Consider the following 23,208-nt stretch of genomic DNA (forward strand, 5'->3'; position numbering starts at 1 on the left):
GATTACATTTGTAAACGAAACGAAAATAAATATGTTTAAAGGAGGAGATCATCTTGATTGACACCAATTATGCAATCAAAGGGATGACTTGCGCTTCATGTGCCCAAACGGTAGAGAAAACAGCGCGTAAGCTGAAAGGTGTGGAAACAGCCAGTGTGAATGTAGCGACGGAAAAATTACATATCCGCTACGATGAACAACAAGTTCAGGAAGAGCAGTTGGCACAAGCCATCGCAGATGCTGGGTACCAAATGATAGGTTCACAGCAAGAGGCAGTATTCCTCATCAAAGGGATGACCTGTGCATCTTGTGTCCAAACAGTTGAAAAAGCGGTTCGACGTGTACCGGGTATTCAATCTGCTGCTGTTAATTTAGCAACAGAAAAGCTGACAGTGGAATACGATCAAACCATGAATCCACAAGAGATCCTAGCCGCTGTGAAGGATGCTGGGTATGAAGCACAAACTGCCAAGGAAGCAACGCAAGATGATCAAACAAGCCAGCTGCAGCAACTGTGGCGCCGCTTTTGGCTATCAGCGATCTTTACTGTACCATTGTTCTATTTGGCAATGGGGGAAATGGTTGGCTTGCCCGTACCCGGATTTTTGGCACCAATGACCAATTCAGCAACATTTGTGACAATGCAGCTTTTATTGGTGATGCCTGTAATGATAGTAGGCAGCCCGTTTTATAAGACTGGCTTCAAAGCGTTAAGCAAAGGCCATCCGAATATGGATTCATTGGTGGCCTTAGGAACGAGTGCAGCTTTCCTGTATAGTCTATATGGCACGATCATGGTTTATCTGGGTACCACGCATTATGCCATGCATCTCTATTATGAATCCGCGGCGGTGATCTTGACTTTGATTACGTTAGGAAAATATTTGGAGGCCATTTCTAAAGGCAAAACATCAGAAGCAATCAAAAAACTGATGGACCTTGCGCCGAAAACAGCCCGAGTCCTGCGGGGAACTGGTCAGAATGCGCAAGAAATGGAAATACCCATTGCAGAAGTTGTCGCGGGAGACTTACTGGTTGTCCGTCCGGGAGAAAAGATCCCTGTAGATGGCGTGATCACCACTGGCAAATCCGCAATCGATGAATCGATGATCACAGGTGAGAGTCTGCCTGTTGAGAAACAAGCAGGAGACAAAGTCATTGGAGCCAGTATCAATAAGAATGGCAGTTTTCAATATCAAGCCACCACTGTTGGCAATGATTCAACATTGGCACAAATCATTCAGCTTGTTGAAAATGCCCAAGGATCAAAGGCCCCCATTGCCCGTATGGCGGATAAAGTATCCGGCGTCTTTGTCCCAATCGTGATTGGTTTAGCGCTTTTCGCTGGTTTGGCTTGGTTTTTCCTAGGGCAAGAATCATGGATCTTCTCGTTAACGATCACAATTTCTGTATTAGTGATTGCTTGTCCTTGCGCACTGGGTTTAGCCACACCAACGGCAATCATGGTTGGCACTGGCAAAGGAGCGGAAAACGGTGTTCTGATCAAAAGCGGGGATGCGCTGGAAACGGCGAGAAGCGTCACAACGATCGTCTTTGACAAAACAGGAACGATCACAGAAGGCAAGCCGGCGGTAACAGACATATTACCGGTCTCAGGTCATACAGCATCCGAACTGTTACAGATTGCGGCATCCGTTGAAAAAGGATCGGAGCATCCCTTAGGAGAAGCCATTGTGGCAGCAGCAAACACGCAACAATTGCAGTTATTGCCTGTCTCAGAATTTGAAGCAATCCCTGGACATGGGATCCAAGGAATCATTACAGGGGAAGACATAGTATTGGGCAACCAAAAGTGGTTGCAGCAAAAAGCCATTTCTGTGGACGACTTATCAGTGCAAGCGATGCAGTTAGCAGAAAATGGCAAAACACCCATGTATGTTGCACGAGGTGGTGCAGCAATTGGTCTAATTGCTGTGGCAGATACGATCAAAGCAAGCAGTCAGCAAGCAATCGACCGTTTGCATACGATGGGATTAACAGTCGCGATGATCACAGGAGACAATGCCAAAACGGCTGCAGCCATAGCCAAACAAGTGGGTATCGATCAAGTCATCAGTGATGTTTTGCCGGAAGATAAAGCGCAACAAGTCGTCCAATTGCAGCAAACAGGTCAGAAAGTAGCGATGGTTGGCGATGGGATCAATGATGCCCCGGCTCTTGCACAAGCAGATGTGGGTATTGCGATTGGTTCGGGTACCGATGTGGCGATCGAGTCAGCAGATATCGTCTTGATGCGTAGCGACTTGATGGATGTGCCAGCAGCCATCGAATTAAGCCGTGCAACCATCAAGAATATCAAAGAAAATCTCTTTTGGGCCTTTGCCTATAATGTCATGGGCATACCCGTAGCGATGGGCCTGCTGCACCTGTTTGGCGGCCCGTTATTGAATCCAATGATTGCAGGTGCAGCGATGAGCTTTAGCTCTGTTTCTGTATTGCTCAATGCATTGCGCTTAAAACGATTCAAGCCCGTCAAAGCTTGATTGCTATTCGCAGTAAATAATGAACCATGTTCAGACCTTCAGCCAATGGTCGAAGGTCTGTTTTTTTTTTTTACCTATTTTGCTTTGGTAAACGATGAATCACAACAAAAAGAGAAAAAATAAATGAAGCAGATTGCCGTTGTAGGTGGCCATGGCCAAGTAGGCCAAGTGATTGTCAACATGTTAGTAGATCGAGGGTATCCAGTCGTCTTAATGGGCAGGAATCTAGAAAAAATGGCCACTTTTGCGCAGACATTTACCCCTGCCTTGGCCACTCGTCAAGTAGACATCACAAAAGAAAATACATTCCCACAGTTGACAGACATTGATATGGTGATCGTTTGTCTAGATCAAAATCAAACCCACTTTGTACGCAATTGCCAGGAAGCAGGGATCGATTATGTAGATATTAGTGCCAATAGTGATTTTTTAATGGCCGTCAGCCAATTACCTACACCTGATAAGAGCCGTCGTCTGGTAGGGGTTGGTTTGGTTGATGCAAAAAGGCTTGTTTGGCAGTCAGCAGTTTGTGGTCAAAGTCTCGGATGGGCGTGTAAACGATCCCCACAATATGATTCTGTATGGTGAAGAAGAAGCAAAGATGACTGCAGAGGTTGCGGCTTTCACTGCTGTCAAGTTGCTGGAAGAACCGTTCCCAGCCAATGCATACCAACTACCAGACATTGTGACAGTGGATGATTTGCTAACATTTCCGCGTCTATCAAGGGTATAATGAAAGAACGTTTTCGTCGCGGATTATATACAGCGGCGAGAACGTTCTTTAGTTTTGGATATCCAAGAAAGAATAGGCCCGCATATCATAGCGATTACGGCTGCGGGAAAACTCGATCGGTTGACCATCTTTTTGATAAATGATTTGTTGGATCTCAAGTACAGGATCGTCATCGTGACAGTGCAGATACTTTTGGTCGAGAGCTGAACTTTTATCAGCAGAAATCGTCCGATAAGCGCCTGCAAACTGCACCCCTAAGTCGCCTTTTACATAGTCATAGATGGATGTTTCCAAATGGCTGCGCTTCAGATTCGGTACGAGATGCACCGGCATATAGGTGTGCTCTAAAATAAATGGTTGATCTTCGAGGATTCGTAACCGAACAATCGAATAGATAGGTTGTTCTTCTTTCAACATGAGTTTTTCTTGAATTGTTTTGTTGGGAAAAGCTACTTGAAAATCGATTACGTCACTGGTCAATTTTCTCCCAGCTTTGGCCATCTCTTTGGACAATCCTTCATAGATCGTCAGCGTGGTGGTATCTTTATCGACAAATGGATGATTCAGCACTTTGGTTCCAGATCCCCGCTGTGCATAGACAAGCCCTTCCATTGCTAAGATGCCAATCGCCTTTTTGATCGTCATGCGGCTGACACCAAATTCTGCCACTAAATCAATCTGATTGGGCAGTAAACTATCAGGCGGATAGGTTTTATTTTTGATTCTGTTTCGCAAAACAGCAGCAATTTCTTGGTATTTTGACATCTAATCACCTCGAGAGAAGTATAGCTGAAAAAAGTAGTTTCGACAATCGTCGATTTTTTACCACAAATAAAAAACTGCCGACTAAGTGAAAGTAGTCGACAGTTGATCAGAAAAATCATCAATTTCGTGGGAGACTATTGCTCAATACTTGGCTCAACTTGACGATCCAATACGCGTAAGAATGGATACCAGATCATACCAACGATGACAACATCAATCACTTGCAGTAAGCCACCTAACCATGAATTGGTTGCAAGGACGCCACTAAAGACAACCGGAACTGTCCATGGGACAGAAACACCAGTTGGTGCAGGTACCAACCCAGCAGCCATTACCAAGTAGTTCAGTGTTGTCACAACTAACGGTGCGACAACCCAAGGAATCAGAATCGTAGCATTCAATACGATCGGCATACCAAAGATCGCTGGCTCATTGACATTGAAAATACCAGGTGCTAACGCCAAACGGCCTACATCGCGGTATTGTTTTTTCTTTAGAACAAAAGCCATCAAAATCACTACTGCCAAGGTCATACCTGATCCACCTAGTCCAACAGTGAAGGTTTCCATAAATGGTTTAGTAACGATATGAGGCAAAGCATCCCCATTTTGATACGCTTCCAAGTTATCTAACATCAATGTATTCCAAATCGGATCCATCACAGAATTGACGATGATTTGGCCATGAAGACCAAAGAACCATAAGAATTGAACGAAGAAGAGTGCCAATAAAGTGGCAGGCAAGCTGCTGCCTAAACCAGTCAATGGTTTTTGGATCACTTCATACACAACATCATGAAGGTTGGCATTGAACACGCCCGTCATGATTGCATTGATCACTAAGAAAACAGTCAATGTGATAATGGCTGGAATCAACGCTGCAAATGATTTAGACACTGCAGGTGGGACACCATCAGGCATCTTGATTTGCCAACCGCGTTTGGTAATGCGGCAGTAGATTTCCGCTGCAAGAAAAGCAGCCAGCATCCCGATAAACATGCCTTTTGCACCTAAGCGATCCAATGATAAGACACCAGAAATGGTTTCACCAGATTCAGTTGTCATAAAGAAAGGGGTCAAAATCAAGAAACTAGCAAATGAAACAGCACCGCCAAAGATGCCCTCAACATCATAAGATTTCGATAAATAATAGCCAATACCGAAGGTGACAAAGACGGTCATAATACTCATTGTTGCATTTTGTCCATTACCAAATAGTGTACCTAATGTTCCTTTTGTTGCATCACTGAAAAAAGGTAGATTGTTTAATACTACAACGATCGATCCGAACATGGTGATCGGAAAAGACAGCATAAATGCATCTCTTAATACTGTCAAATAGCGGTTTTGTCCTAACGCATTGGCTAGCGGCAAAATCTTTTCAGAAAGTTTATCCATAAAACCATTCATTACTACCACTCCTTAAAATGTCTTGTTGCAATCGATTACATAGACAATGTATCACGTTTTATTTTAAATGTCTATACATTTTATGAAAAAAGGATTGATTTTTGTAAAGGCTTCCTTTATGCTTAGCTTAACAAAGAAAAATGAGGAGTGACGATCATGGAATATCAATTTCCAAAAGATTTTTGGTGGGGGTCAGCGGCTAGTGGCCCACAAACAGAAGGCACATATGAAGGGGATGGCAAAGGGCCTAGTATTTGGGACCATTGGTATCAAGAAGAACCAGGGAAATTTTTCGATGGTGTGGGACCTAGTGATACCTCACAGGTGTACAAACGTTATCGAGAAGATATTCAATTGATGAAAGCGACTGGGCACAATTCATTTCGTACGTCTATCCAATGGAGTCGTTTGATTCCAGAAGGCACAGGGGAAGTCAATCAAAGCGCCGTTGCTTTTTATAATGACTATATTGATGAATTGATCGCCAATGGCATCGAACCATTCATGAACTTGTATCATTTCGATATGCCCATGGCATTACAAGAAAAAGGCGGCTGGTTGAACCGCGAGACTGTCGATGCGTATGTAGTATTTGCCAAAACTTGTTTTACTTTATTTGGGGATCGTGTCAAAAAATGGTTTACCCATAATGAACCAATCGTGCCAGTGGAAGGCGGCTACTTGTATCAATTCCACTATCCAAATGAAATCAATATGAAACAGGCTGTTCAAGTTGGTTTCCACGAAAATTTGGCCAGTGCACAAGCAATTGCTGCCTATCATCAAATGGATCTTGGTGGGGAGATTGGCATCATTTTGAACTTAACGCCAAGCTATCCGCGGGATGCCAATAATCCTGAAGATGTGAAAGCAGCTGCTATTGCGGATGCCTTCTTTAACCGTTCCTTCTTGGATCCTGCTGTCAAAGGCACGTTTCCAGAAGAGTTGGTAACGATCATCAAGGAATTAGATATGTGCCCAGATATGCAAGCAGAAGATCTGACAACGATCAAAGAGAATACAGTTGACTTATTAGGGATCAATTACTATCAGCCACGACGAATCAAAGCCAAAGAATCAGCAATGGATCATAGCCACGGGCCAATGCCGGACGACTATTTTGACACCTATGATATGCCGGGCAAAAAAATGAATCCCTATCGCGGATGGGAAATTTATGAAAAAGGTATTTATGATATCTTGACGAATACGCGGGAAAATTATGGCAATATCAAATGCTATATTTCCGAAAACGGCATGGGTGTTGAAGGAGAAGGGCGCTTTATCAACGATCAAGGGGTGATCGAAGACGATTATCGGATTGCGTTTGTCAGCGACCATTTGAAGTACGTGCATCAAGCCATTCAAGAAGGCACCAATTGTGTAGGGTATCATATGTGGACGTGTATGGACAACTGGTCATGGACCAATGCCTATAAAAACCGCTACGGCTTTATCTCTGTCGACTTGGCAAATGATGCCAAGCGAACAATCAAAAAATCGGGTCACTGGTTTAAAGAAGTCGCCGATCAGAATGGATTTTAATTAAATAGAAGATGACAGATAAGAGACACCCGTAAGGTTGCTGCTAAGGCCAATCGTTACATGATGTAGCTGCTGTCATCTTTTTTGCTGTTTGTATCTTTTATCAAAATCGAAGGAATCGGGTATACTAAAAATAAAAATAGAAACAGAAAAAGAAATTTGGCTGATTATGATCAGTTATTTCGTCTTTAGAAGTGGAGTGGTCAAACAATGCATTTGCTTTTTGCGATTGATGATCGATTTAGTGAACAATTAAAAACGACGTTGTATTCCATTAGACAACATACCCCCAAAAGAGCAATCAATGTTTACGTCTTACAAGAGCAAGCACTGCTCAAAACGGAAGAATTGCAGTTTTTCTGCAAACAATTTGATATGCAGTATCATCCAGTGGTCATTGGCTCGGGGTCAATCTTCAAAGAGGCCCCCGTTAGTGATCGTTATCCCGAATCCATCTATTATCGTTTGTTGGCCCAAAATTATTTGCCAAAGTCATTAGAGCGGATTTTGTATTTGGATGCAGATATTCTGTGCATCAATGATTTGACGCCCCTTTATGAATTGCCATTAGGCGAGGCGCTTTATGCAGCTGCCAGCCATGCCAAATTGACAGAAGTCACCAACGTATTGAACAAGGTTCGCTTAGGTAATTATGAATCGGAGGGTTATTTCAATTCTGGTGTCTTGCTGATGAATTTGCAGCAATTAAGAACCGAAGTCAAAGAAGCGGAAATTGCAGCATTTATCAAAAAGAATCAGTTGAATTTGTTTTTACCGGATCAAGATATTTTGAACGGCTTATATGGTGACCGGATCCTTGCCGTACCAGATCACATCTATAATTATGATGTGCGCAAAAATCGGACCTATGAAACAATCAGTTTCGGTGAATGGCGGTTGGACTGGGTGATTGAGCATACTGCATTGTTGCATTTCTGCGGCAAAGAAAAGCCTTGGCAAAAAGGGTATCGTGGACGTTTTGGTGCGTTATACAAATATATCGACCGTGCCCGCCGCAAGGCTGAGAATGCATTGTAAGCATGAAGAGCCCTCTTTTACACCCTTCAATGGTACCATTAAATAAAAGGAAGGAGTGAACAAGATGAAAGTGATTCTCTGGCTCGTCTGCGTGATTGGCATCGAAGCAACTGGTATGATTTCTAGTCTATTTGCAGGGGATATTGCAGGTGTCTATGGGCAGATGGATAAACCATTTTTAGCACCCCCTGGTAGTATTATTGGGATCGTTTGGACTATTTTATATGCCTTTATGGGGACGGCGTTGTATTTCTTGATTACCGCAAAAGTCAATCCGCTCTTCAAGAAACAAGCCTATCTCTTTTTTGGTATCCAACAAGTATTGAATTTTTTGTGGAGTATCGTCTTTTTTGGCTGGCAGGCATATTGGGCTGGAACAGTCGTGATCATTTTGCTGATTTTGTCCGTGATTGTCTGCATGGTCCTCTTTGCCCGCGTTGACAAAAAAGCCCTCTATTTGTTTGTGCCTTATTTGATTTGGTGTTTATATGCGGGGTATTTGACGATCGGCTTAACATTACTGAATACCTAAAAAAAAAAACGTTGCAGGCTGATCTGCAACGTTTTTTTTATACATATTCTTCTGTTAATTCCATGAAGTTGTTGATATCTTGCAAGACCATATCAATACCTGCTTGCCAAAAATCTGGTTGCGTCAAATCGACACCCAAGTGTTTTTGGGCCAAGTCTTCTGTAGTCATTGAAGCAGTGTCTTGTAAAAGCGCGATATACTCTTCTTCGAAACTAGCGCCTTTTTGATTGGCGAAAGCATAGATTCCCATACTAAACAAATAGCCAAAGGTATAAGGGAAGTTATAAAATGGCACGTCATCAATAAAGAAATGCAGTTTTGCAGCCCAGAAGTGAGGGTGATAGCTGGATAGTCCGTCAGCATAACTTTCTTTTTGGGCCGCTGTCATCATCTCGGTGATTTGAGCAGGTGACACCAACCCTTCTTGCCGGGCTTGATAGAAGCTGTTTTCGAAGATAAAGCGGGCATGGATGTTCATGAACATCGCAATCGCATTTTGCATCTTGGCATCGAGCAAATTGATTTTTTCTTCTTTGGTGGTGGCTTCTTTCAGCGTGGCATCCGCTACGATCAATTCAGCAAATGTGCTGGCAGTTTCAGCCACGTTCATTGCATAATTGCGATTCAATTCTGGCAATTCCCATAAGACGCTGCTGTGGAAAGCATGACCTAATTCATGGGCCAGCGTCGCGACTTCGTTGACGGAATTGCTATAAGTCATAAAGATACGCGACTCTTTGGTTTCAGGCAAGCTGGTACAGTAACCGCCAGGCCGTTTTCCTGGCCGATCTTCAGCCTCGATCCAGCTGTTCTCGAAGGCTTTTTGCGCGAAGTCCGCCATTTTTGGACTGAATTTGCGGAAATTGGTCAAGATAAAATCAGCCGCTTCATCAAAAGAATACGTTCTTTCTTCCATATCACCTAAGATGATCGGTGCATCTTGGTCTTGCCAAGCCATTTTTTCTTTGCCGAAAAGATTGGCTTTACGGGTCAAGAAGTCGACGATCGGTTGTTTATTTTTTTGGATCGTCCCCCACATAGCATCTAACGTTTCTTTTTGCAGACGGTTATAGTCTAAAGGTTCTTTCAAATAGTCAGTCACACCATGCAATTTGAATGTCGATAGTCGAAACCCATCCAAATGATTTAAGGTATCTGCGAATAGATCTTCTTTTGCTGCCCAGGTTTTTTCCCAGGTATCGAATAATTGGGCTCGGACTTCAGCATCAGGATCGCCCATCATTTTGTTGAAGGCTTGACCAGCAGACAAGGTGATTGTTGATCCATCTTTTTGCGTAAAGGGAATCTCAATTCCTGCCACAATCGTATCATAGTGTTGACTCCATGCATTCACGCCATCAAGACTAAGGGTGTTGATGATTGTTTCTTCAGCTTCTGACAGTAATTCTTTGCCATCGCGCCGGATCTCACTTAAGCGAAAGGCCACTGGTGCTAAAGCAGGCGCTGACAGCAATGCTTGCCAATGATCCTCAGAAATTTCTGTCAATTTCTTAGAAAAAACAGTTTGCGCAGCTTGTAATGCTGGTAATTTTGCATACAAATCGCCAGACAATAGCTTGGCTTGATTGTCGTTGACATTGGCTGACAGCAACGCGTTGATAAAACTTCCGCACTGAGAAAAGCCTTGGCTGATCGTTGCTGATGCATCCAGTAAGTTGGCTAAACCAGCTGCTGTATCAGCACCACCGGGTGTCCATGCATCGACAGCTGTCCGATAGTTGTTGATTTGTTCTGTTAGAAGGGCCATCCGTTCTTGAAGTTCTTTGGATTGGCTGCCTCCTGGAAAAATCGTTTCAAGATTCCAATTGATTGAATAGGTCATCCCTATCAAACCCCCTTTAATATGTTAAACCTATTCAAGTATAGCATAACTCAAGAAAAGTGGTTGCATCAATCATTGGAAATGGTAAGATAAGAAAATGAGGAGTGAAAACAATGAAAAAGTTACTGAAAGATTCAAACTTCTATTTTTTTGTGGCCTTAGCCGTGATTGCGGTGCTATTCATTAGTTCTTCTCAGACCTATGAGCAGCAATCACAGATAGGTCTATTGTCCCGCCTGCTAAAGGATGAACCCTTTAAAGAGTGGTTGTCAGGCATTTCTTTTTCATATGCTGGATCAGAAGTCAGTATTGATGCGAGAGGTTATTTTTCTTTTGTTGAATTTTTTATCCGTAAAGGCGCTCATTTTTTCACTTATTTTTTATTGAGCGGGAGTCTGTTTTTTGTCTTGGTCTATCGCAAGGTGCCGTTTTGGTTGGCTGCATTCTTTGCATGGCTGGCGGCCACCGGCTATGCAGGGATCGATGAGTACCACCAAATGTTGACAGGTGGACGAACACCTTTATTTCAAGACGTGATGTTAGATTCTGCCGGTGCATTGACAGCTGTTTTGATTTGTTGGCTCGTGTGTCTATGGCGCCAAAAAAAACGTAAACGGTAAGATAGGTACTAGTGATTACGATCAAACTGTGAAAAAGAGTAGAGGCGACGATTTATGCAAAAACAAATGAGCAATTCAACAAAACAGGCAGCCACAGTGGTGGTCCATGAAAGTTTGCCAGTGGGTATCCTTTTGGCCATGGCAGGCGGCTTCTTAGATGCATATACCTATCTCTTTCATGGGGAAGTATTTGCCAGCATGCAATCAGGAAATGTCATCTTATTGGGCATCAATTTATCGACGGGCAACTTTTCGCAAGCCATGCATTATTTGCCGCCAATCACGCTATTCTTGTTTGGTATTGTGGTGACCAATTATTTGCAACATCACTTTCCAACGGGGGGCTGGATCGTTTGGCAAAATGCGGCCTTGATCTTTGAAGCGATTGGGATATTCATCTTAGGCTGTTTTGCTCAGCGTTTACCCAATGTGACGGTAGATGCGGGCTTGTCTTTTTTCGCCGCGATCCAGTATGCGGCCTATCGCAAATTAGCTGGTATGCCATACGCCACTACGATGACAACGGGGAATCTGCGGTCACTTGCAGATTATCTGTATCTGCGTTTGTTCAAAAAAGACACGACAGTGACACCAAAAATCATTTCGATCGCCTTGATCATCGGTGGCTTTTTCGTCGGTGCGGTCTTGAGCAGCTTACTGGGAACCATCCTGTTTCATCATACGATTTGGCTGGTATCCGTGATCTTGGTTGCTGTTTTAGCGATAACGATTTCAAGTCAAAATTCAAAAAAATTTGATAAAATGTTTTAATAGTTGGGGTTTCAGATATAATTAGATTCATATGATAAAATTTTTTTCAAATAGAAAGCCAAGAAAGGAGTTGATACATGAAAATATAGTAGAATATTATGTTATTGATCTTTGTCATCCTTAGAATTTTATTTATAACACCAGTTAAAGTTGAAGGAAGTTCTATGCAGCCAACTCTAAATTCTGGAAATCGAGCATTTGCTTTAAAAATTAGTTCTAATCTTAGTAGAGGGGATATCATAATTTTTGAATACGATCAAAAGATATATGTTAAAAGAATTATAGGTACACCAGGAGATAAATTGGTGTTTACGAATAATGAAATAAAGATTAATAACAAATTATTAGAAGAAGAATATCTCATAACTTATCCTGAAAATACTGATTTTTTGAATGATAAAGAATCAATAGAACTTGAAGTTCCTCAAAAAAGTTTCTTTGTGTTAGGAGATAATCGCTTGAATTCTATAGACAGTAGAGAATTTGGAGTTATTTCGGAAGATAGGATTGTCGGGAAAATATTTTTCACATATGATTTTAAAGTTTTCTGATTATTGCAAACGCTTACCTGCTGTGGTATTATTTAGTTGACAATTTTGTCGAAAATAAGCAAAGTAAGTGTTTTTATTGAAGAAATTCACATTGATGACGTTTAGTATTTTAACTTTAGGAGGATTGTTTTATGGAGGATTAAATATCAATGCTGAAACAATAGCTAGTAATGATATTTCGAATGATGTAAGTATAGAAGAAAATCTATATGAAGAAATTCAAGCTCGAATGACGATTGATTATTTTTCTGTTAACTATAAGTCACATCAAGGATCTCAGGTTTGGCACACACAATGGCGTAATGGGTATCAATGGAGAGGATACTTGCAGTATCAAGGTCGAACGGGTGGCTAGGATTAAGTGGTGACTATAATTATGCCGGAAGGTTGACAACGGCACCTGTAGCCCCAAATAGTGAAATTGTGACTATTCCCTAGAGAATTCTATATAATATTTTTTGCGTTAATTTATCATTAGTAGTATTCTAAAAAATATCCGACGGGACAAATGCTGTCTGTAAAGTGACTTCCAAACGTTAGACCAAAATCTAACTTTTGGAAGTCGCTATTTTTATGGCAAATATAGTTTTAAGTTTACACTGAAAGTCGTTAAAGATTATCTTGAAGTAAAAGATTCATTGAGAAGGTGTCAAAATCAGAACTATTCTGTCCATTCACGTTAAATACGATGGAGTTTTATCAAACAGAAACTGAACATGCTGAATTTTATTCAATTTTCTGGAATTCCTCAAAATTCAGTCAAATAGTTAGTTTTACCGTACAAAAAATGGAGTGGATTTCTCCCACTCCATAAAAGTCTAATTTTTTGGTATCACTATACAGTTACTGATAGTTTTTATATTGAATTATATTTTTCTTTAAATCACGATAACAGGCGTACCAACTTCTACTTTGCTGTAAAGTTCTTTCATTACGCCTGGTGGTGTATTGACACATCCGTGAGAGCCGCGGGTCTTCCATAGATCGCCGCCGTATTCAGTTTGCCAGTCGGAATCGTGGATCCCAACGCCTGACCAATCGATCGGCATCCAATAGTCAACAGGAGAGGCATAGTCTTCCCCGGTCAATGTTGCATCTTCTTCTTTTTTCCAGACATAGAAGACACCAGTTGGGGTAGGCGTCTTTGGCTTCCCAGAAATGATATCTGTTTCTAAGACGACTTCACCGTCTTTGTAATACCACATATGTTGATTTTTTAAATCGACTTCAATGTAGGTATCTCCGAATAAGGGAGAACTTGCATCCGCGCTTCCTTGGACCACAGGGGAACGAGTGAAATCTTCGCCTGTTTTCAATGCATCGATCAAGGCCGCCGTTTCTGTGTCCGTTTGGATCGTCCAACTCAGCGTGCCAGCGGGAACACTGACTTCACCTTGTTTGGTGCTGTTAAATGTGGAAGAGTTGGTGCTGGTATTGTATTTGCCGCCAAGGTCGCTGACATACGCACGTACTTTGTCTTCATCGACCGTTGTTTCGCCATCTTTATACGACAACCAATCCATGATGGTATCCGTTGGGATCTGGAAGGTTGATCCATTGATGGAGTAGGTTGCTGTAACCTTGGCAATCTTATTCAAAGCATCCATTTCTTTGGTCAAATCTGCATCATCTGAAGTGACAGTTGGCTTGGTTTCGTAAGCTGTTAAGTCTAATTCTTTTTCACCGGCAACAATGGCTTCTTGCAAATCCGCAATGGCCTGATTAACATCAATGGCATCGCCGACAACTTCTGGTTTGATAGAAAAACCGTCTTCGCCTTTTTCTAAGGTTGCATCTGCTGACTTGGTACGGTCTTCATTCAAGGTTTCTAATTCAGTCTGAATTTTTTCTGTTTCAGCAGTCAAGGTATCTTGGTCAACTGACACGTTGTCTAAGTCGGTTTCTTCAGCTGCAGATACGTAAGCGATACCCCAGCTCCATTGATTTTGATCATTTTTCAATGATTGCAATTCATCTGTAAAGTCTGTTTGCAAACCAAATTGAGCCAGATTAACAGTTTTCCATTCGCTATCGCCGTCTTTGATCGTAAAATCTTCTTGAGAATACCGGTCATGCAAAAGTGTATTGGCTTCTGCGATGGTTTTATCACTGATATCAATTCCGTCTATTTTGGTATTGGGTAAGAATCGATCTGCATAATATGTACTTCGGTAGGTATAACCACCAGCAATCACTACGAGTAAGGCTGCGAAGACGATCAGAATGATCTTCTTCGTTTTGCTGTTTGTATTGCTATGTTTGTTCGAACGCGTCATTCGATTACTCCTTTTTTTCAATGGCATAATAAATAATAAGAACGTTTAAATGATACCATATTCCAGATTGAAAACGAACTACACTAATGAAAGTTTCTTGAAAAATAGAGAATTCTTAAACTATCTTAAAGTAAGTAGTTTGGACAGTGAGATAGTGAAAAACACGAGAGGTGCGCAGCATCTCCCGTGTTTTTTCAACATCATCTATGAAATGATTTATGCTTTTTCTTCTGCGTCTAGCTTCGCAAATGCTTCATCAAGAATATCTTGCAATTGTTTTGCAGAAGCAGCCATCCGATCTTTTTCAGCATCAGTCAATGGAATTTCGATGACTTTTTGAATCCCTTGGGCATTGATAACGGCAGGTGCACCAATATAAATATCTTTCAAGCCATATTCGCCGTTCATATAAACAGACAATGGCAAGACTGCATTTTCATCATCTAGGATGGCACGAGTGATACGTGCTAACGCAACAGCGATACCGTAGAATGTTGCACCTTTTTTCTCAATGATCGTGTATGCTGCGTCACGGACACTAAAGAACAAATTGACCATGGCTTCTTCATCGATGTCAGGGTTATTTTTGACCCATTCATAAATTTGCAAACCAGCTACGTTGGCATGTGACCAAACTGGGAATTCTGAGTCGCCGTGTTCACCCAAGATATAGGCATGGACATTACGCGCATCTACATCAACTAGTTCAGCCAATGCTTGACGGAAACGAGCTGAGTCTAGTGAAGTACCAGAACCGATGACACGTTCTTTAGGGAAACCTGAGAATTTCCAAGTTGAATAGGTCAAGATATCTACTGGGTTTGCGGCAACTAAGAAAATACCATTGAAACCTGAGTCAACGATTTGCGTAACAACTTCACGATTGATTTTTAAATTTTTATGAACTAAATCTAAACGCGTTTCACCTGGTTTTTGAGGTGCACCAGCTGTGATAACGACTAAATCTGCGTCGTGGGCATCAGCATAGGAAGCCGCATAGATTTTTTTAGGGGAAGTAAATGCCAAAGCGTGTGACAAGTCAATTGCGTCGCCTTCTGTTTTTGCTGTATTTATATCAATGATTCCGACTTCTTGCGCAATGTTTTGTGTCACTAACGCAAATGCGTAACTAGAACCAACCGCACCGTCTCCAACAAGAATTACCTTCTGGTGATCTTTTTTGTTTGTTTTTGCAGTCATCTGTGTATCATTCCTTCCACTTATTGTTTTACACGCTAATATCCTAACACTTCCAACAACATTTGTCATGTGATTTGCACAACAATGTTACACAAAATATTACTGTCTCAGTTGTAAATGCTTTCTTTGTTATTAGGTCAAAATCTAGCTATATCAAGCTTTCATTAAGATTTGTTAAGAAAGATAAAAAGTGAGCAAGAGAGCGTAACCATAACAGTCAATTTCGTGTTATAATGAAGTCGTTAAGACAGCTGGGCATCATTGTATGCCCAGTATTTTGTGTTTGTCGCAAAAAAATTATAAAATGAACTAAATAAACTTTACATATGAATCTAAGCAATGGAGTGTACGCACATATGAAAATGATCGTTGGTCTGGGAAATCCCGGCAGAAAATATGAACAAACAAAACATAATATTGGTTTTATGGTAGTGGATGCTATAGCACAGATGCATCAAGCCTCTTTTAAAGGTTCTGCATTTGAGGCAGAGGTAGCATCCTTTTTTTTGAATGGCGAAAAGATTTTATTGGTCAAACCCCAAACATTTATGAACGAATCAGGACGGGCAGTCGGGCCGTTGATGACCTATTTTGGTGTCTACCCTGAGGAATTGGTCGTCGTTTATGATGACCTCGACTTGGCATTGGGCAAAATCCGCTTACGTCAAAAAGGCAGTGCTGGCGGACACAATGGCATCAAGAGTATCATTGCCCATTTGAATACGACGGTGTTTGATCGAATCAAAGTTGGTATCGATCGCCCATTGCCTGGACGGACAGTGGTTGATCATGTGCTTAGCCCTTTTGGCAAAGAGGACTTGCCAATTGTTCTTGGCAGTATCGACAAAGCAGTTGAAGCTAGTATCGATTACTTGACCAATGGCGACTTTATTGCCACAATGAATCGATTTAATTAAGGAGGCCAAAATGGACGTTATCGAATTAATCAATAAACTACCGACTGTGGCGGCTTGGCATACCGAGCTGAAAAATGGCGCACCGCGCCAATTGCTGACTGGCTTGGCAGGGTCTGCCAAAACAGTAGCAATCGCCGGAGCCTATCAGTCGTTTCAGAAACAAGTCATCGTGGTGACACCGAATTTATACTATACCAATCAAGTAGCAGAAGATTTGCGCAATGTGGTTGAAGACGTCTACGTGTTTCCTGTAGATGAAGTCTTGTCTGCTGAAATGGCGTTTTCTTCGCCAGAAGCCCGTGAAGAAAGAGTGACGGCCTTAAACGCGGTCGCCCAAGGCAAAGCGGGTATTTATGTATTGCCAGTAGCCGCATTGAGGAAATATTTACCTACCAAGGTTACTTGGCAGGCCAATCAATTCCAGTGGCAAGTCGGTGATGAGATCGAACTAGAAGCTTTGCCGCAGCAATTGGTGCTGATGGGATATGAACGGCAATCCATGATCGGTAAACCCGGAGAGTTCAGCATCCGCGGCAGTATCTTAGATATTTATCCAATAAGCGCAGCCTACCCAATACGGATCGAGTTATTCGATGTAGAAATCGACTCGATGCGTTCTTTCAACGTGGAAACACAGCGTTCTGTGGAAACTCTTGATCAGGTGACGATTTTACCGACATCAGAATTGGTATTTTCAGCAGAAGATCTGGCTACCGGTCAAACCCGCATTCAAGAACTGTTGACTAAAAGATTGGCTGTCACAAAAGAAGCAGTTGATCGCAGTTTCCTCCAAGATTACTTTGGTCAGTTGGCTGCTGAATGGCAAGCGGGCATTCCTGGTGAAAACGCGCGCTATTACGCGGATCTTTTGTATAATAAAGAAACAAGTATTTTGGATTACTTTGCCAACGATGCGCTACTGATGATTGATGACTATGCCCGGATCATGGAAACCAATCGTGAAATCGAACGGGAAGAAGCGGAATGGCATACCCAAAAACTCGCTGAATTGCGGGTCTTTTCAGAGCAACATTTTGGTATCGATGTGCATCAATTGATCCAAAAAGAAACCTTTGTAACGAGTTTCTTCTCTTTGTTCCAAAAAGGGATGGGAAATACTCGTTTCCAAGCGATTCATCAATTCCAATATCGACCAATGCAGCAATTTTTCAGCCAAATGGGCTTGTTGAAAGTGGAAGTCGACCGTTGGGAGAAACAACAGCAAACGGTGATTTTTCTAGTCAGTGATCAAGAACGGGCCAAAAAGTTAGAGCAAGATCTGCGGGATCATGATATTTATGCGGTTCAGACTGCGCAAGATCGATTGTTTACTGGGCGAACACAGATCGTCATCGAAACCTTACAAAGCGGTTTCGAGATGCCCCAAGACAAATTGGTCGTTGTGACCGAAAAAGAGATTTTCCAAAAAATGAACAAAAAGCGGACCCGTCGCCAAAATGTCACCAACGCGGAACGCTTAAAGAGTTATAATGAACTAAAAACTGGTGACTATGTCGTTCATGCGAACCACGGGATTGGGAAATATATAGGCATGGAAACGTTAGAAGTCGATGGCGTCCACCAAGACTATATGACGATCCTTTACCAAAATGAAGACAAGCTCTTCATTCCCGTCACTCAGCTGAATCTGATCCAAAAATACGTGGCATCAGAATCGAAAACACCCAAAATCAATAAACTCGGCGGCAGTGAGTGGGCCAAAACCAAACGCAAAGTGACCGCAAAAATTGAAGATATTGCCGATGATTTGATTTTGCTGTATGCCAAGCGAGAATCAGAGAAAGGCTTTGCTTTCCAACCGGATGACGCCTATCAAAGAGAATTCGAAGATGCCTTTCCCTATTCAGAAACCGATGATCAGTTGCGAAGTACCGCAGAAATCAAGCGAGATATGGAGAAAGAAAAACCGATGGACCGCTTGTTGGTCGGTGATGTTGGGTTCGGGAAAACAGAGGTTGCGTTACGTGCTGCCTTCAAAGCCATCAAAGAAAGCAAGCAGGTAGCCTTCCTTGTGCCAACAACGATTTTGGCCCAACAACATTATGAAACCATGGTGGATCGCTTTGAAGGCTTCCCAGTCAATGTAGGGGTTTTGAGCCGTTTTCGGACGAAGAAGCAGCAAAATGAAACGATTGAACAGGTGAAAAAAGGACAAGTGGATATTTTAGTTGGCACGCATCGATTGTTGTCTAAAGACGTCGTATTCGCTGATTTAGGACTATTGGTGATCGATGAAGAACAACGCTTTGGTGTCAAACATAAAGAGCGTCTGAAACAATTGCGTTCTCAAGTCGATGTTTTGACTTTGACAGCTACACCGATTCCTCGGACCTTGCACATGTCTATGTTGGGTGTACGAGATTTATCGGTAATCGAGACACCTCCAGAAAACCGCTATCCGATCCAAACCTATGTGATGGAAATGAATCCAGGCGCTGTTCGTGAAGCAATCCAACGGGAAATTGCTCGAGGAGGGCAAGTCTTTTATCTGTATAATCGTGTTGATACGATCGAGAGAAAAGTCGAAGAACTTCAAGCTTTGGTGCCGGAAGCCAGAATCGCCTATGCCCATGGCCAAATGACAGAGATCCAACTGGAAAATACGTTGTTTGATTTTATTGAAGGACAATTTGATGTCTTGGTCACGACCACGATCATTGAAACAGGCGTGGACATTCCGAATGCCAATACATTGTTTGTTGAAAATGCCGATTACATGGGCCTTTCCACCTTGTACCAATTAAGAGGGCGTGTTGGGCGAAGCAATCGTGTCGCCTATGCGTACTTTATGTATGAACAGCAAAAAGTCTTGAATGAAGTCAGCGAGAAGCGGCTGCAAGCCATCAAAGATTTTACTGAACTGGGTTCAGGATTCAAAATCGCAATGCGTGATTTATCAATTCGTGGTGCGGGTAATTTGCTTGGCGCACAGCAACATGGCTTCATTGATGCCGTTGGTTTTGATATGTATTCACAAATGCTGTCAGAAGCTGTTTCCCGCAAGCAAGGCAAGAATGCCCAAACCGAAAAGACAACTGTTGAGATCGATCTTGGCATCGATGCCTACTTACCGAGCACCTACATTGAAGATGAGCGGCAAAAAATTGAAATCTATAAACGGATTCGCGAATTGGATACCCAAGAAGCAGTGGATGAATTACAAGATGATCTCTTGGATCGTTTTGGTGAATATCCGACAGAAGTTGTTCACTTGCTGACTGTCGGTGAGATTAAGATGAATGGTGATCGCGCATTGCTGGATAGCATCCGCAAGCAACAACAATCGATTCACTTTACCTTAAGCAAAGTTGGGACCAAACAATATTCTGTAGAACAATTATTTGAAGCGTTGAAAGCCACAAAGCTAAAAGCCACGATGGGTGTGGAGCGTGAACAAATGACGATCAAACTGCAACTTTCTCCAACATTGAAAGAAAGTGCGTGGTTATTAGAAGTGCAAGATTTTGTCAAAGCTTTGCGAGAACAAAAGTATCAATCCGCAAACTAAAGGAAAGGAACCGTTGAGATGCCGAAATCACAACTGAAACGCACGATGGAAGGGGCATTTATTCTCACGATTGCTTCCTTTATTGCAAAAATTTTAAGTGCCATCTACCGGGTTCCTTTTCAAAATTTGGTGGGGGATGAAGGGTTCTATGTCTATCAGCAAGTCTATCCAATCTATGGATTGGCCATGACCTTGGCCTTATCGGGTCTGCCGCAATTTATTTCTCGAATCGTCGCTGAAGAAAACGATCCTCTGAAACGTAGAGAAAAATTGCAAACGATGATTCCTTATGTGATGTGGACCGCGTTGGGGTTATGGCTTGGTACCTTTGTCTTTGCCGGACCAATCGCACAAGTGATGGGCGATCCGCAATTGGCTAGTCTGATCCGGGTGGTTTCCTTTACTTTCTTGTTTGTACCGCCGTTGACGTTTTATCGGGGAATCTTTCAAGGCAATCTGCAAATGGTACCGACGGCTGTTTCCCAAGTCGTAGAGCAATTGCTGCGGGTAGGTGTGATATTGCTTGCGGCTCTGTGTTTTCAGCGTTTTGGCTGGACGATTTATCAAACGGGTACCATGGCCATGGCCGGTGCATTGATCGGTGGGCTTGCAGCTTGGCGGATTTTAAGCTATTATAGTCGGCAAATCAACGGCAAAACGGTTTCACTGAAAAGAAGCAAAGACACGAGGCAAAGCGATGGTCAACTGCGACAACGCTTCTTGTTGGAAGGCGGTTTGCTGACGGTCTACAGTGGGTTCTTGATTTTATTTCAGCTGATTGATTCTTTTTTGTTGACGAATGCACTGGATGCAGGAGGAATGCCCGCGCAAAGCGCACGGATTGCGAAGGGAATCTATGACCGTGGTCAACCGCTGGTTCAGTTGGGGTTGGTGATTGCTATGGCACTGAGTTCAACATTTTTGCCAACATTGACGAAATATTTGACTGTCAAAAATCAAGGGCTTTTTGAGAAATCAGCAAAAATGTATTTGCGCTTAACGATCGGTATCGCTTCGGCTTCAGCTGTCGGGTTGGCCATTTTGCTGCCCTATATCAATTTTGCTTTATTTAAGGATGGGTCAGGCAATACGACATTGGTCTTCTTTGTGTTATCTGTTGCGTTGATGGCAGCAATTCAGGCGTATCAAAGTATTCAACAAAGTCGCAATACCTATCGTTTTGGGTTGATTGCTGCAGCTGCAGGATTTGTGGTTAAAGCTGTGTCCATGTGGCCGCTAACGATTTATTTTGGCACAGTAGGAGCAAGTCTCAGCACCTTGCTGGGATTAGGGACAACGCTGGTATGTTTTGTCTGGTCAGAACAGCAAGGACAGGCCAGTGATTTGAACCGCTTTTGGTTTGAAGGGAATTATGGCAAGAAGTTATGTGTTTGTTTAGCCGCAATGGCCAGTGTCTTATTTGCATATTATGCCTTTACCACTATCTTGAGTAACGGTCCTGTGGCACACCGTGTACATGCTTTTTTCTTCTGTATTGGCGGTGTAGTCATCGGTGGAGGGACATTTATCCTGACAGCCATTAGAATCAAATTGTTAACGATTAGAGAATGGCTATTGGTGCCATTTGGTAAAAAAATATTGAGAAAAGGTGGAAAACATGAGATTAGATAAGTTTCTTAAAATTTCAAGAATCATCAAACGTCGTTCCGTAGCCAAAGAAGTAGCGGACAAAGGACGTATCCAAATCAATGGTAAGTTGGCAAAATCGAGTACCGATGTCCGAGTTGGCGATGCCGTGCGGATCCAATTTGGCAATAAAGTGTTGGAGATCAAAGTCAGAGAATTGCATGAGTCAACCAAAAAAGATGACGCTGCCAAAATGTATGAGATCATTTCAGAAGAAAGAATCTCAGAAAATGCTTGATTTTTACGGCATTTTCAGTTAGACAAGCCATGGGTATGTTGGTATAATGTAAAAAACAAGCGTAGCGACGGGAGCGAGTTCAATTGTCAAAAGATAAAAACAAAATAGAACTGTTGCAGACCGATTATGCGAAAGAGAAATTTGCACAGTTTGAAAAAGAACGGCGACAAGTTATTTTTCGCCGGCGTCGACTCGCCGTTTTTTTCATTGCGGCGTTGGTGCTCTTTGCCATTGCGGGTATTCAACTATTCAATGATCAATTGCGATTGCAAAAATTGAATGAATATAAGGCAGAAACAGTCGCAAAACAAGAAGCTGCTGAAAAAGAAACGGCAGCTTTGGCACGAGATGTAGCCTTGTTGAAGGATGATGAATACGTGGCTAAATTAGCCCGCAGCCGACTGTTTTATTCCAAAGACGACGAGAAGATCTATCCTGTCTTGCCAGATAGCAATGAAACAGAAACAACCGCGGATTCAACTGGGGATAGCACCGAGTCAACGACAGCATCACAAGATTAGATCGGTTATACCTACTCGCAACGAGTAGTTTGAATGAATTTCAAATGGGTTAAAATTAGGAGGAACATTTTTTATATGTCAATCGAAGTTGGAGCGAAACTAAAGGGCAAAGTGTCTGGTATTACAAATTTTGGTGCGTTCATTGATTTGGGTGAGGGGAAAACTGGTTTGGTACATATCAGCGAAGTATCAAATGGCTTTGTAAAAGATATTCATGATGTATTAACAGTTGGCGACGAAGTCACCGTTTTAGTGACAGCCATTGGCAATGATGGGAAAATTGGTTTGTCGATCCGTAAAGCTGAAGACAAACCTGAGGAAAAACGCGAGTACCCGAAAAAAGAATTCAATCGGCCAAATCCGAAGAAATCTTTTTCACGCAATCAACCTGCAAGTACAAATAAACAAGACTTCGATTCATTGATGAGTTCTTTTCTTAAAGATAGTGATGATCGTCTTTCTTCACTACGCCGCAACACTGAAGGAAAACGCGGCGGCCGTGGCGGTCGACGCAACTAAAAGGTGAATAGCAAGTTAGTCGAAAGCTGGGACAAAACCATTAGATTGTT

Annotated in this window: 21 protein-coding genes; 16 read left to right on the forward strand and 5 right to left on the reverse strand. The window is 42.3% G+C overall.

Annotation, left to right across the window (positions count from 1 at the left end):
* Nucleotides 1-53 precede the first annotated feature (53 nt).
* The 3 genes from A5886_RS00690 (at nt 54) to A5886_RS15990 (ending at nt 3,237) form a co-directional block, all read left to right on the forward strand.
* A complete protein-coding gene (locus tag A5886_RS00690) occupies nt 54-2,504 on the forward strand; it encodes a heavy metal translocating P-type ATPase (RefSeq protein ID WP_086273194.1) in 2,451 nt (816 codons plus the stop codon).
* Nucleotides 2,505-2,627: 123 nt separating this feature from the next.
* Complete coding sequence (locus A5886_RS00695; RefSeq protein ID WP_256926114.1) at nt 2,628-3,092, forward strand: saccharopine dehydrogenase NADP-binding domain-containing protein; 465 nt, start codon at nt 2,628-2,630, stop codon at nt 3,090-3,092.
* A gap of 13 nt (nt 3,093-3,105) precedes the next feature.
* A complete protein-coding gene (locus A5886_RS15990; RefSeq protein ID WP_256926115.1) occupies nt 3,106-3,237 on the forward strand; it encodes a hypothetical protein in 132 nt (43 codons plus the stop codon).
* Nucleotides 3,238-3,285: 48 nt separating this feature from the next.
* On the opposite strand, the gene A5886_RS00700 is transcribed toward A5886_RS15990, so the two are convergent.
* Both A5886_RS00700 and celB read right to left on the reverse strand, forming a co-directional pair.
* Nucleotides 3,286-4,002 carry a GntR family transcriptional regulator gene (locus A5886_RS00700; protein ID WP_086273195.1) on the reverse strand — a complete coding sequence of 239 codons (717 nt, stop codon included), beginning with the start codon at nt 4,000-4,002 and terminating at the stop codon, nt 3,286-3,288.
* Nucleotides 4,003-4,136: 134 nt separating this feature from the next.
* On the reverse strand, nt 4,137-5,411 hold the full coding sequence (celB, locus tag A5886_RS00705; RefSeq protein WP_086273196.1) for a PTS cellobiose transporter subunit IIC: 1,275 nt from the start codon (nt 5,409-5,411) through the stop codon (nt 4,137-4,139).
* Between the two features lie 153 nt (nt 5,412-5,564).
* Here celB and gmuD point away from each other — a divergent pair, with 153 nt between their 5' ends.
* From gmuD to A5886_RS00720, 3 genes are all read left to right on the forward strand, one after another.
* Complete coding sequence (gene gmuD / locus A5886_RS00710) at nt 5,565-6,956, forward strand: 6-phospho-beta-glucosidase GmuD (RefSeq protein ID WP_086275949.1); 1,392 nt, start codon at nt 5,565-5,567, stop codon at nt 6,954-6,956.
* A gap of 210 nt (nt 6,957-7,166) precedes the next feature.
* Nucleotides 7,167-7,994 carry a glycosyltransferase family 8 protein gene (locus A5886_RS00715; protein WP_086273197.1) on the forward strand — a complete coding sequence of 276 codons (828 nt, stop codon included), beginning with the start codon at nt 7,167-7,169 and terminating at the stop codon, nt 7,992-7,994.
* A 64-nt stretch (nt 7,995-8,058) separates the two neighbouring features.
* Nucleotides 8,059-8,526 (forward strand): TspO/MBR family protein, encoded by a 468-nt coding sequence (locus tag A5886_RS00720; protein ID WP_086273198.1) that lies wholly within the window; start codon nt 8,059-8,061, stop codon nt 8,524-8,526.
* A 37-nt stretch (nt 8,527-8,563) separates the two neighbouring features.
* Here the strand turns inward: A5886_RS00720 and A5886_RS00725 are convergent, their stop codons facing one another.
* The gene (locus tag A5886_RS00725) at nt 8,564-10,369 is read right to left on the reverse strand and encodes a M3 family oligoendopeptidase (RefSeq protein ID WP_086273199.1); all 1,806 of its coding nucleotides are present in this window, start codon (nt 10,367-10,369) and stop codon (nt 8,564-8,566) included.
* 113 nt (nt 10,370-10,482) lie between these two features.
* Here A5886_RS00725 and A5886_RS00730 point away from each other — a divergent pair, with 113 nt between their 5' ends.
* The 4 genes from A5886_RS00730 to A5886_RS00745 all read left to right on the forward strand — a co-directional run bounded on the left by A5886_RS00730 (nt 10,483) and on the right by A5886_RS00745 (nt 12,666).
* On the forward strand, nt 10,483-10,989 hold the full coding sequence (locus A5886_RS00730; protein WP_086273200.1) for a VanZ family protein: 507 nt from the start codon (nt 10,483-10,485) through the stop codon (nt 10,987-10,989).
* Nucleotides 10,990-11,043: 54 nt separating this feature from the next.
* Nucleotides 11,044-11,760: a YoaK family protein gene (locus A5886_RS00735; RefSeq protein WP_086273201.1), complete on the forward strand. Its 717-nt coding sequence runs from the start codon at nt 11,044-11,046 to the stop codon at nt 11,758-11,760.
* 98 nt (nt 11,761-11,858) lie between these two features.
* Entirely contained in the window at nt 11,859-12,311 is a 453-nt protein-coding gene (lepB, locus tag A5886_RS00740; RefSeq protein ID WP_086273202.1) for a signal peptidase I, read from the forward strand.
* Nucleotides 12,312-12,387: 76 nt separating this feature from the next.
* Nucleotides 12,388-12,666, forward strand: a complete 279-nt coding sequence (locus A5886_RS00745) for a hypothetical protein (RefSeq protein ID WP_143353746.1) — start codon at nt 12,388-12,390, stop codon at nt 12,664-12,666.
* A 523-nt stretch (nt 12,667-13,189) separates the two neighbouring features.
* Here A5886_RS00745 and A5886_RS00750 read toward each other — a convergent pair.
* Together A5886_RS00750 and A5886_RS00755 are read right to left on the reverse strand one after the other, a co-directional pair.
* Nucleotides 13,190-14,587 (reverse strand): L,D-transpeptidase family protein, encoded by a 1,398-nt coding sequence (locus A5886_RS00750; RefSeq protein ID WP_086273204.1) that lies wholly within the window; start codon nt 14,585-14,587, stop codon nt 13,190-13,192.
* Nucleotides 14,588-14,803: 216 nt separating this feature from the next.
* The gene (locus A5886_RS00755) at nt 14,804-15,787 is read right to left on the reverse strand and encodes an L-lactate dehydrogenase (RefSeq protein WP_086273205.1); all 984 of its coding nucleotides are present in this window, start codon (nt 15,785-15,787) and stop codon (nt 14,804-14,806) included.
* A 356-nt stretch (nt 15,788-16,143) separates the two neighbouring features.
* On the opposite strand from A5886_RS00755, the gene pth reads away from it, so the two are divergent.
* From pth to A5886_RS00785, 6 genes are all read left to right on the forward strand, one after another.
* Nucleotides 16,144-16,704: an aminoacyl-tRNA hydrolase gene (pth, locus tag A5886_RS00760; RefSeq protein WP_086273206.1), complete on the forward strand. Its 561-nt coding sequence runs from the start codon at nt 16,144-16,146 to the stop codon at nt 16,702-16,704.
* Between the two features lie 10 nt (nt 16,705-16,714).
* Complete coding sequence (mfd, locus tag A5886_RS00765; RefSeq protein WP_086273207.1) at nt 16,715-20,233, forward strand: transcription-repair coupling factor; 3,519 nt, start codon at nt 16,715-16,717, stop codon at nt 20,231-20,233.
* An 18-nt stretch (nt 20,234-20,251) separates the two neighbouring features.
* Nucleotides 20,252-21,865, forward strand: a complete 1,614-nt coding sequence (locus A5886_RS00770) for a polysaccharide biosynthesis protein (RefSeq protein ID WP_086273208.1) — start codon at nt 20,252-20,254, stop codon at nt 21,863-21,865.
* The gene (locus tag A5886_RS00775) at nt 21,852-22,118 is read left to right on the forward strand and encodes an RNA-binding S4 domain-containing protein (protein ID WP_086273209.1); all 267 of its coding nucleotides are present in this window, start codon (nt 21,852-21,854) and stop codon (nt 22,116-22,118) included. Before A5886_RS00770 ends, A5886_RS00775 begins: the two co-directional genes overlap by 14 nt.
* An 83-nt stretch (nt 22,119-22,201) precedes the next feature.
* On the forward strand, nt 22,202-22,639 hold the full coding sequence (locus A5886_RS00780) for an FtsB family cell division protein (RefSeq protein ID WP_086273210.1): 438 nt from the start codon (nt 22,202-22,204) through the stop codon (nt 22,637-22,639).
* A gap of 75 nt (nt 22,640-22,714) precedes the next feature.
* A complete protein-coding gene (locus A5886_RS00785) occupies nt 22,715-23,158 on the forward strand; it encodes a S1 domain-containing RNA-binding protein (RefSeq protein ID WP_086273211.1) in 444 nt (147 codons plus the stop codon).
* The last annotated feature ends 50 nt before the right edge of the window (nt 23,159-23,208 follow it).

This window comes from Candidatus Enterococcus testudinis (assembly GCF_002140915.1).
Taxonomy (GTDB): domain Bacteria; phylum Bacillota; class Bacilli; order Lactobacillales; family Enterococcaceae; genus Enterococcus_D; species Enterococcus_D testudinis.

Bases quoted from the DNA above. Each gene is read 5' to 3' on its own strand.
- A5886_RS00695 (WP_256926114.1), top strand. From the start codon at position 2,628: ATGAAGCAGATTGCCGTTGTAGGTGGCCATGGCCAAGTAGGCCAAGTG.
- A5886_RS15990 (WP_256926115.1), top strand. From the start codon at position 3,106: ATGACTGCAGAGGTTGCGGCTTTCACTGCTGTCAAGTTGCTGGAAGAA.
- A5886_RS00700 (WP_086273195.1), bottom strand. From the start codon at position 4,002: ATGTCAAAATACCAAGAAATTGCTGCTGTTTTGCGAAACAGAATCAAA.
- celB (WP_086273196.1), bottom strand. From the start codon at position 5,411: ATGAATGGTTTTATGGATAAACTTTCTGAAAAGATTTTGCCGCTAGCC.
- A5886_RS00715 (WP_086273197.1), top strand. From the start codon at position 7,167: ATGCATTTGCTTTTTGCGATTGATGATCGATTTAGTGAACAATTAAAA.
- A5886_RS00720 (WP_086273198.1), top strand. From the start codon at position 8,059: ATGAAAGTGATTCTCTGGCTCGTCTGCGTGATTGGCATCGAAGCAACT.
- A5886_RS00725 (WP_086273199.1), bottom strand. From the start codon at position 10,369: ATGACCTATTCAATCAATTGGAATCTTGAAACGATTTTTCCAGGAGGC.
- A5886_RS00730 (WP_086273200.1), top strand. From the start codon at position 10,483: ATGAAAAAGTTACTGAAAGATTCAAACTTCTATTTTTTTGTGGCCTTA.
- A5886_RS00735 (WP_086273201.1), top strand. From the start codon at position 11,044: ATGCAAAAACAAATGAGCAATTCAACAAAACAGGCAGCCACAGTGGTG.
- lepB (WP_086273202.1), top strand. From the start codon at position 11,859: ATGTTATTGATCTTTGTCATCCTTAGAATTTTATTTATAACACCAGTT.
- A5886_RS00750 (WP_086273204.1), bottom strand. From the start codon at position 14,587: ATGACGCGTTCGAACAAACATAGCAATACAAACAGCAAAACGAAGAAG.
- A5886_RS00755 (WP_086273205.1), bottom strand. From the start codon at position 15,787: ATGACTGCAAAAACAAACAAAAAAGATCACCAGAAGGTAATTCTTGTT.
- pth (WP_086273206.1), top strand. From the start codon at position 16,144: ATGAAAATGATCGTTGGTCTGGGAAATCCCGGCAGAAAATATGAACAA.
- mfd (WP_086273207.1), top strand. From the start codon at position 16,715: ATGGACGTTATCGAATTAATCAATAAACTACCGACTGTGGCGGCTTGG.
- A5886_RS00770 (WP_086273208.1), top strand. From the start codon at position 20,252: ATGCCGAAATCACAACTGAAACGCACGATGGAAGGGGCATTTATTCTC.
- A5886_RS00775 (WP_086273209.1), top strand. From the start codon at position 21,852: ATGAGATTAGATAAGTTTCTTAAAATTTCAAGAATCATCAAACGTCGT.
- A5886_RS00785 (WP_086273211.1), top strand. From the start codon at position 22,715: ATGTCAATCGAAGTTGGAGCGAAACTAAAGGGCAAAGTGTCTGGTATT.